This window comes from Burkholderia sp. E168m15 (genome assembly GCF_016586105.1).
In the GTDB taxonomy this organism is placed as follows: Bacteria; Pseudomonadota; Gammaproteobacteria; order Burkholderiales; family Burkholderiaceae; genus Burkholderia; species Burkholderia orbicola.
In genome coordinates this window covers 24,101-31,207 of the sequence record NZ_BCPO01000049.1, presented here as the reverse complement: position 1 = coordinate 31,207, position 7,107 = coordinate 24,101, and the positions used below count along the sequence as shown (strand labels likewise).

Here is a 7,107-nt window from a genome sequence, read left to right as displayed (position 1 = left end):
GCCGGTTTCCCGGCGCCGGAGGCTGCGATGGCTGCAACGGAGCGGATCACGATGACGATGCGCGAGCTGGATCGACTCAAGGTCATTCAGGACGTAGCCGACGGCAAGCTCAAACCAGATTGACGACACGACAGATGCGCCGGTTGGTCGCCCGGTTACGGGCGCGGTCCAGCCAGTTTTGTTCAACAGAATGCGCGGACGTAGAAGATCGAGCGCCTAGAAGTTTCGCGCCACGCCAACCATGAACATGTCCTGGTCCTTGTCGTTGCCGGTTGCGACACGATTGAAGCGCAGGCTCGCCGCCCAATCGTTCGTCACCTGATAGGCCACTTGCGCGCTGAGCAACGCATTGAGTCGCGTCCTGCCCGAGCCGTCGTTCCGATCCCGCGAGAGATACGGACCGACGCCCGCCGACAGCGTCCATTTGCTCTTGATCGGCGCGACGTACCAGAATTGCGCGGCCACGCCGCGTCGGCCGGCCACGCCATTGTTGCCTTCGTAGACGAAGCTCGCCGAATAGGCCCACGCATTGCCGAGCGGCCGCTTGACTTCGACCATGTATCCCCTTTCGATCGGCACTTGAGGACGGTTCGTCTGCGACGTCCCGGCCCAAACGCCGATCTGCGTCTTGCCGTCCGAAAACGCAGGGCCAGGATCGCCGCCGAAATCCGAGCCGACGCCGAAGAGCACCGCGTCGGAATTGAATCCGCCGATCATCTGGACGTGGTTGTACTGCACCTTGAGAAAGAAGCGCTTGGGAACGACGTAATACCGCACCGCTGCCGACGCGCGCACGCCCCAGCGCTTGTCATTGCGTGGCTGGCCGTCGACATGGGTCGTGTCCATGCTGAAGTACGGGCCCGCCGAAAATTCGAGCGCCAGGCGACTGCCGACCGGCCAACGAAACGAACCCAGGGCGGCAAAACCGTCACGATGGTGATTCAACGGATGCCCTTCGTTCATGTACGCGAGGTAGACCGACAGGTAATCGTTCAAGACGTCACCGAAGCCGACTTCGTACGCACGCCAATGCATATCGCCACCCTCGGTCGCTCGTCCGTCGCCATACACCGCATAGGCGTTGAGCGTTCTCTCCGATTTCAGCCCGCTCGGCGAACTACTCGACGGTCCATCCTCGGCGTGCGCGTGTACCGGGCACGTCAGCATTGTCAGGCCGGCGATCGAGCTTGTGAGGACGAAGCGCGAACAGATGTAACGGCACTCTCCCATTTGGCCCCCTCACCTTGGTAAGCGCGTTTTCCGGGAAAAGTTGCTAACGATTATAGGCGGCGGACAGCAGGCGTCGAACACGCGTTTACGGCAATTCCCCTGCCCTGATGGCGAGCATGTTCGGTATCAGGGCATAAGAGTGCGTCGGGTCGGGCGCGTTTCAATGGACGCCAGTTTGGATTTCCAATGAACCTATTATGATAAGAAAAATTATCCGAATAGCGGTATCGTTTGATCGAACTGCATGTTCCGAGGCAGAAGGTTCAGGCCATCAAATCACCAGAAAATCGGCTCCCTCGGTGAGATCGCGCCATGCTTCGATCTTCGCGCGGCGCGGCGCGGCGCGGCGCGTCGAGGCGCCTGGACGCAACGTCGGGCTCCGCTTGGCCGAACAGCGGACGCAACGACGGCGTATCCGGCTCCAGCGCGGCGAGCACCGCGCCAAGCATCTGAACCCCCATCGGCGAGACGGCATCGTCGGGCCAGCGACAACGGGATTAATCAGGTCGGGATCGTCTGAAAGCCCTGCCCTGCAAGGCACGACACGATCCAGATACATTGAAATACAAAATATCGTATGCGATTTAATCGAATACGCTTGACTCAGGTGGTCGTGAGGCGGAAACTGCGTCGCATGCGATCGAATCGCATCTGAAACAAACCTCAACCGACGGAGTAAATGATGAGCAAGATCGACAAAGTGCTGTACACGGGCAAGACGCATACGACTTCCGGCGGCCGCGACGGCGCCGCGCGCAGTTCCGATGGCCGCCTCGACATCCAGTTGTCGTCGCCGGGAAGCGCGGGCACCGGCACCAACCCGGAACAGCTGTTCGCGGCCGGCTGGTCGGCCTGCTTCATCGGCGCGATGCAGCTTGCGGCGCGTGCCGCGAAGGTGACGCTGCCGGCCGATCTCGCGGTCGACGCCGAAGTGGACCTCGGCACGGCGGGCAACGCGTACTTCCTGCAAGCCCGGCTGTACGTGAGCGTGCCGGAGCTCGAGCGCGACGTCGCGCAACGCATCGTCGACGCCGCGCACCAGACTTGCCCGTATTCGAAGGCGACGCGCGGCAACATCGACGTCGAGATCCGGATCGCCTGAACGTTGCACCGGGCGGCTGAGCGCCCCCGCTCGAATTCCCGATTCCTTTTCCATCGAGGTGAAACATGAAAACCCAATTGATCGCTGCCCTGTTCGTCGCTGTTTCGGCTGCCGTTGCCGCTCCCGCGTTTGCCAATGAAGCCACCGTGACGCGTGCGCAGGTGCGCGCCGAACTCGCGCAGCTTCAACACGTCGGCTATCCGCTGAACCGCGCGACGGACGCTACCTACCCCAACGATCTGCAGGCCGCGTTGACGCAGATCCACGCCGACGACGCCGTCGCGGCCAACGCACCGGCTTCCGGCTACGGCGGCAACGGCGACACCGCGACGCAATCCGGCCGCCGGTATGTCGCAAGCGTGGTCGAGCGCTCGGTGTACTTCGGTCACTGAGCACCACGCCCGGTACGTGAACCCTGATCCCCGTTTATTCCTGATCCTATTTTGTCGAGGTGAATGATGAAGACCCAACTGATTGCCGCCCTTCTCATTGCCGTGTCGGCCTCCGTCGCCGCACCGGTTTTTGCCGGCGAAAGCACCGTCACACGTGCGCAGGTGCGTGCGGAACTGGCCGCGTTGCAGCAAGCCGGCTACCAGCCGAACCGCCCCAACGATCCGAACTATCCGGCCAATATCCAGGCGGCGCTGAAACGGATTCGCGACGACGGCGCCGTCGCGGCCGATACGCAGGCAGCCGATTACGGCAGCGATGCCGGCGGTGCCGCGCAGTCCGGCAGCCGAAACACGCTGCGCACCGCCGAGCGCTCGATTTATTTCGGGCATTGAGCGCGGCACGGCGAATTCGGCCGCTGAGGTCCGCCATATAAAGCGCATACGATGTAATCGCGTGCGCTTTTCTATTGGTGTTGCCCGGGTCTGCGTTCGCGGTGCTATCCGCCCGCCCCCATCCGGGATTATTCTGTGCGGCACCCACCTTCCACCAAGGAGCCGCCGATGCCGGACGCCATGACCGGAAACGCGACAACCGATGCGCACGTGCTCGACCGGGTCGTCTGGAATGCGCTCACGGGCAGGCAGCGCCGCTTTGCGCTCGGCGATGGTCGTGCGCTGCGGTTCCCGACGGCCATCGCGCCATTTGCCGCGATCGACGACACGAGCCCGGCGTCGTTCGACGCGCTGTGCGGGCTGATCGCCGCACATGGCCCGGCGGCGCTCGTCACGCCGGACGAGATCGAGCCGCCGGCAGCTTTGTCGGTGATTCGGCGAGCGACGTTGCTTCAAATGACCTGGCAAGGTGCGTTCGATCCGACGCACGAAACGGAGCCTGTTCCGCTCGGCGAAGCCGACGTGCCTGACATGCTCGCGCTGACCGCCGCCGCGCAGCCGGGCCCGTTCGGCCCGCGCACGTTCGAGCTTGGCCACTACATCGGCGTGCGCAGTGAAGGCCGGCTGGCCGCGATGGCCGGCCAGCGGATGCAGGTCGACGGCTATACCGAGATCAGCGCCGTCTGCGTGGATGCCGCGTTTCGCCGGCAAGGGCTTGCCGCGCGGCTGATCCGGTCGTTGATCGCGACGATCGGCGCGCGTGCGGAAACGCCGTTCCTGCACGTCCTCACGACGAACCGGGTGGCGATCGAACGTTATCTCGCACTCGGTTTCGTGGTCCGTCGCGAGATGCACCTGCTGGTGCTGGGCGATGCGCACGCATGACAATGCGGCCGGCGCGATTTCCGCGTCGGCCGCTTGTCGTGCCTGAGTGCTTTCAGGCTTCGGTCGACCGGATCAGGTTGCCGCGCAGCGTGACGATCGCCTTCTGTACCTTGGCGAACTCGTCCGGTTTCAGCCCGGTGGCTTCGACCAGGTTCATGTCGAGCCCCTTCTCGCGCACGCGTCGGCCGCTTTTCGTCAGGCTGACGAGCACCTGGCGTTCGTCGGACGGATCGCGGTGCCGCTCCAGGTAGCCCATTGCCTCGAGCTTCTTCAGGATCGGCGTCAGCGTATTGGATTCGAGAAACAGCTTCTCGCCGAGCTGGCCGACGGTCTGGTTGTCCTGCTCCCACAGCGCAATGATCGTGATGTACTGCGTATACGTGAGGCCGAGCTCGTCGAGGATCGGCTTGTATGCCTTGCCGAACGCGAGGTTCGCCGAGTAGATCGCAAAGCACAGGAACTCGGACAGCTTCGGTGCGACGTGCGACGGGGTTTCGGTCGGTTTCATGGACTTCCTCCAGCGACGCGAACGGTCGCAGACAACCGCATTATATATCGCATGCGATCTTATCGGAAGCATGATAATCGGTGTCGATCGGCTGACGCGCGCCGTGCTCGTTCAGCCCGGCTTGCGGCGCTTGCCAGTTGGCTGACGGCTGATCGACAGCAACGTGCACTGCACCGGATGCGCGATTTCGGTCGCGAGCCCGCCGGCGGCAAACAGCAGGATCATCAGCCAGCGCTTCATGCGTCCTCCACGACCGAAAGGCTCGCGCCATCGAGGACCGTCGCGTCGAGCGCGGTCGGATCGACGCCGTCGAGGCAACCCAGATTGACGCGCCAGCATGCCGGTTCCTTGCGGGTCTGGTGGAACGGATAGACGCCGCACCGGCTGCAGAAATAGTGGCGTGCGGTGTGGGTGTTGAAGCGATAGCACGTCAGCGCGTCCTCGCCTTCGACGATCGTCAGGTTGGCGGCGGCGAACATCGGGCTCATCAGCGCGCCGCGCCGGCGGCACAGGCTGCAGTTGCAGCGGACGGCCGGTGCAATGGCCGCGATGACTTCGAATTTGACGGCCCCGCAATGGCAGGACCCTTTGAACCAGGTGGCAGACATGACGGGCTCCGAAAGAGGTCATGCCTGCTTTATAGCGAACCCGCGCGCGGGCGTTGTATCGCACTGTATCCGCGCTCGGCGCAGATACAGGACATTGCACATCCGCGGCGCGCGCGATCTGCAGGCGACGGTTGCGTCGGCGCCCACACAGCAGGGGTCATGGTTTTCCCGCCCCGCGGGATGGCGCGGATGCGCATCGTTTTCGATACGCCCCTCCGCCACGCAGGCTGCACCGGCCTGTCGGGCGACTACGCGCTGCCGCGCGGCCTCTACCCTTTCTGCCCAGGAAAGGACGCTTGAAACATCCGCAATTATCACGTGCCGCCGATTTGCCCACCATGTATCGGACGATCGGCGCAGCCCGCACGGGCGGCGCTTGCACGCGCCCGGCGATGCCTGCCGTCGCGTCGCGTGGCCGGCGCGTTACACCGGTCGCGAACGCCAGGCCCAGCGCCACGGCATATCGATAATCAGGAGACACGATGAACAGCCAATCCCTCGACCTAGGCGGCCATGCCGGCGGCCCTGAATCCGCCCGGCCGCCGGCCGCTTCAGCAGGCACCGGCGCCGATGCGGCAGCCCTTCCCGGCCGCCGCGTCACGCTCGGCGATTTCATGGACGATCTGCCGGTCGGCGCATTGCATCGATTCGTCGTCTGGGTGATCGGCGTCGGGCTGTTCTTCGACATGTACGAGATTTTTCTCGTCAGTACGATCGGCTCCGCGTTGCAGCACGAATACGGGCTGAGCCGGCAAAGCGCCGATTTCAAGCTATTGCTGGCGTCGGCGTTCATCGGCATGTTCGTCGGCGCGATGTGCCTCGGCAGCCTGGCCGACCGCATCGGCCGGCGCAAGGCGTTCCTGCTCACGCTCGGGTGGTACAGCGCGTTCTCGCTGGTCGGTGCGTTTTCCGTGAACGCCGACATGCTCGTGGCATGCCGGTTCCTGACGGGCATCGGCGTCGGCGCGATCTATCCGGTCGCCGACAGCTTCCTGTCCGAAATCCTGCCGAAGGACAAGCGCGGGCGGCTCGCCGCGTGGGCCTACACGACTTCGTATGTCGCGGTGCCGCTCGTCGGCTTTCTCGCGCTGTGGCTGAATCCGTTGCAGGTGGCGGGCGTCGCCGGCTGGCGCATCATCCTCGCGATCGGCAGTCTCGGCGCCGTGTACGTGCTGCTCGTCCAGCACCGGCTGCCGGAAAGCCCGCGCTGGCTGCTCGCGCAAGGCCGCACGGCCGATGCGCACGCGGCGCTGCGGCGATTCGCGGAAAGCGCCGGCGTGCGTGTGCCCGAACACTTCGCGGAACCGGTCGAGCCGCAGCGGCCGCTGGGGCTCGGCGAGCGCATCGCGCTGCTGCGCCGCCAACCGTACGGCGCGCGCTACGTGATGCTGGCGATCTTTCACCTGTTGCAGGGCTTCGGCTACTACGGGTTCGGCACGCTGGCCGGCACGGTCGTGAAAAGCCGCGGCTTCGACGTGACGGACAGTACGCTGTTCATTGCGCTGTCGTTCATCGGCTATCCGATCGGCTCGCTGCTGTCGATTCCGCTGCTCAACTGGATCGAGCGCCGCACGCTCGTGATCGTGTCGATCCTGTCGATCGCGGTGTTCGGGCTGTGCTTCGCGTATTCGGGCAATACGATGCTGATCGTCGGCTTCGGGTTCCTGACGACCTGTGCGTCGAACGTGTTCAGCAACGCGTATCACGTGTATCAGGCCGAGATTTTCCCGGCGCGCGTGCGCTCGACGGCGATCGGCAGTACCTATGCGCTGTCGCGGATCGTGAGCGGCGCGCTGCCGTTCGTGTTGCTGCCGGTGCTCGGCCACTACGGCGCGGGCGCGATGTTCGGCGTGATCTCGGTCGCACTCGGCATCGTCGCCGTCACGCTGCGCGTGCTCGGGCCGCTGACCACGCGGCGCAGTCAGGACGAGATCAATCCGGTTTGACGCGGCGATCGGCACGGGGCGCACGGAGCCGCACCCGTGCGTC

Annotated in this window: 9 protein-coding genes and 1 pseudogene; 6 read left to right on the top strand and 4 right to left on the bottom strand. The window is 64.5% G+C overall.

The genetic code is table 11. From position 1 onward, the window contains the following. Positions 1-27: 27 nt before the first annotated feature. Positions 28-176, top strand: a pseudogene (locus tag JMF86_RS35415) (ISNCY family transposase); the annotation flags it as partial. Between the two features lie 40 nt (positions 177-216). Here the strand turns inward: JMF86_RS35415 and JMF86_RS08300 are convergent. Beyond that, entirely contained in the window at positions 217-1,230 is a 1,014-nt protein-coding gene (locus JMF86_RS08300) for a hypothetical protein (RefSeq protein ID WP_011545435.1), read from the bottom strand. Positions 1,231-1,912: 682 nt separating this feature from the next. On the opposite strand from JMF86_RS08300, the gene JMF86_RS08295 reads away from it, so the two are divergent. The 4 genes from JMF86_RS08295 (at position 1,913) to JMF86_RS08280 (ending at position 4,002) form a co-directional block, all read left to right on the top strand. Beyond that, on the top strand, positions 1,913-2,332 hold the full coding sequence (locus tag JMF86_RS08295; protein WP_201316944.1) for an organic hydroperoxide resistance protein: 420 nt from the start codon (positions 1,913-1,915) through the stop codon (positions 2,330-2,332). A 65-nt stretch (positions 2,333-2,397) separates the two neighbouring features. Next, positions 2,398-2,724, top strand: a complete 327-nt coding sequence (locus JMF86_RS08290; protein WP_011694289.1) for a DUF4148 domain-containing protein — start codon at positions 2,398-2,400, stop codon at positions 2,722-2,724. Positions 2,725-2,787: 63 nt separating this feature from the next. Beyond that, positions 2,788-3,117 carry a DUF4148 domain-containing protein gene (locus JMF86_RS08285; protein WP_011545431.1) on the top strand — a complete coding sequence of 110 codons (330 nt, stop codon included), beginning with the start codon at positions 2,788-2,790 and terminating at the stop codon, positions 3,115-3,117. Between the two features lie 168 nt (positions 3,118-3,285). Continuing rightward, positions 3,286-4,002, top strand: a complete 717-nt coding sequence (locus JMF86_RS08280; protein WP_069232664.1) for a GNAT family N-acetyltransferase — start codon at positions 3,286-3,288, stop codon at positions 4,000-4,002. A 52-nt stretch (positions 4,003-4,054) separates the two neighbouring features. Here the strand turns inward: JMF86_RS08280 and JMF86_RS08275 are convergent, their stop codons facing one another. The 3 genes from JMF86_RS08275 to JMF86_RS08270 form a co-directional block, all read right to left on the bottom strand. Next, complete coding sequence (locus tag JMF86_RS08275; protein WP_201316943.1) at positions 4,055-4,510, bottom strand: MarR family winged helix-turn-helix transcriptional regulator; 456 nt, start codon at positions 4,508-4,510, stop codon at positions 4,055-4,057. A gap of 111 nt (positions 4,511-4,621) precedes the next feature. After that, on the bottom strand, positions 4,622-4,750 hold the full coding sequence (locus JMF86_RS35270) for a hypothetical protein (RefSeq protein WP_256858198.1): 129 nt from the start codon (positions 4,748-4,750) through the stop codon (positions 4,622-4,624). Beyond that, on the bottom strand, positions 4,747-5,118 hold the full coding sequence (locus tag JMF86_RS08270; protein ID WP_201316942.1) for a GFA family protein: 372 nt from the start codon (positions 5,116-5,118) through the stop codon (positions 4,747-4,749). Before JMF86_RS08270 ends, JMF86_RS35270 begins: the two co-directional genes overlap by 4 nt. 482 nt (positions 5,119-5,600) lie before the next feature. Between JMF86_RS08270 and JMF86_RS08265 the strand changes: the two genes are divergently transcribed. Continuing rightward, positions 5,601-7,064 (top strand): MFS transporter, encoded by a 1,464-nt coding sequence (locus tag JMF86_RS08265; protein ID WP_201316941.1) that lies wholly within the window; start codon positions 5,601-5,603, stop codon positions 7,062-7,064. Positions 7,065-7,107: the final 43 nt, after the last annotated feature.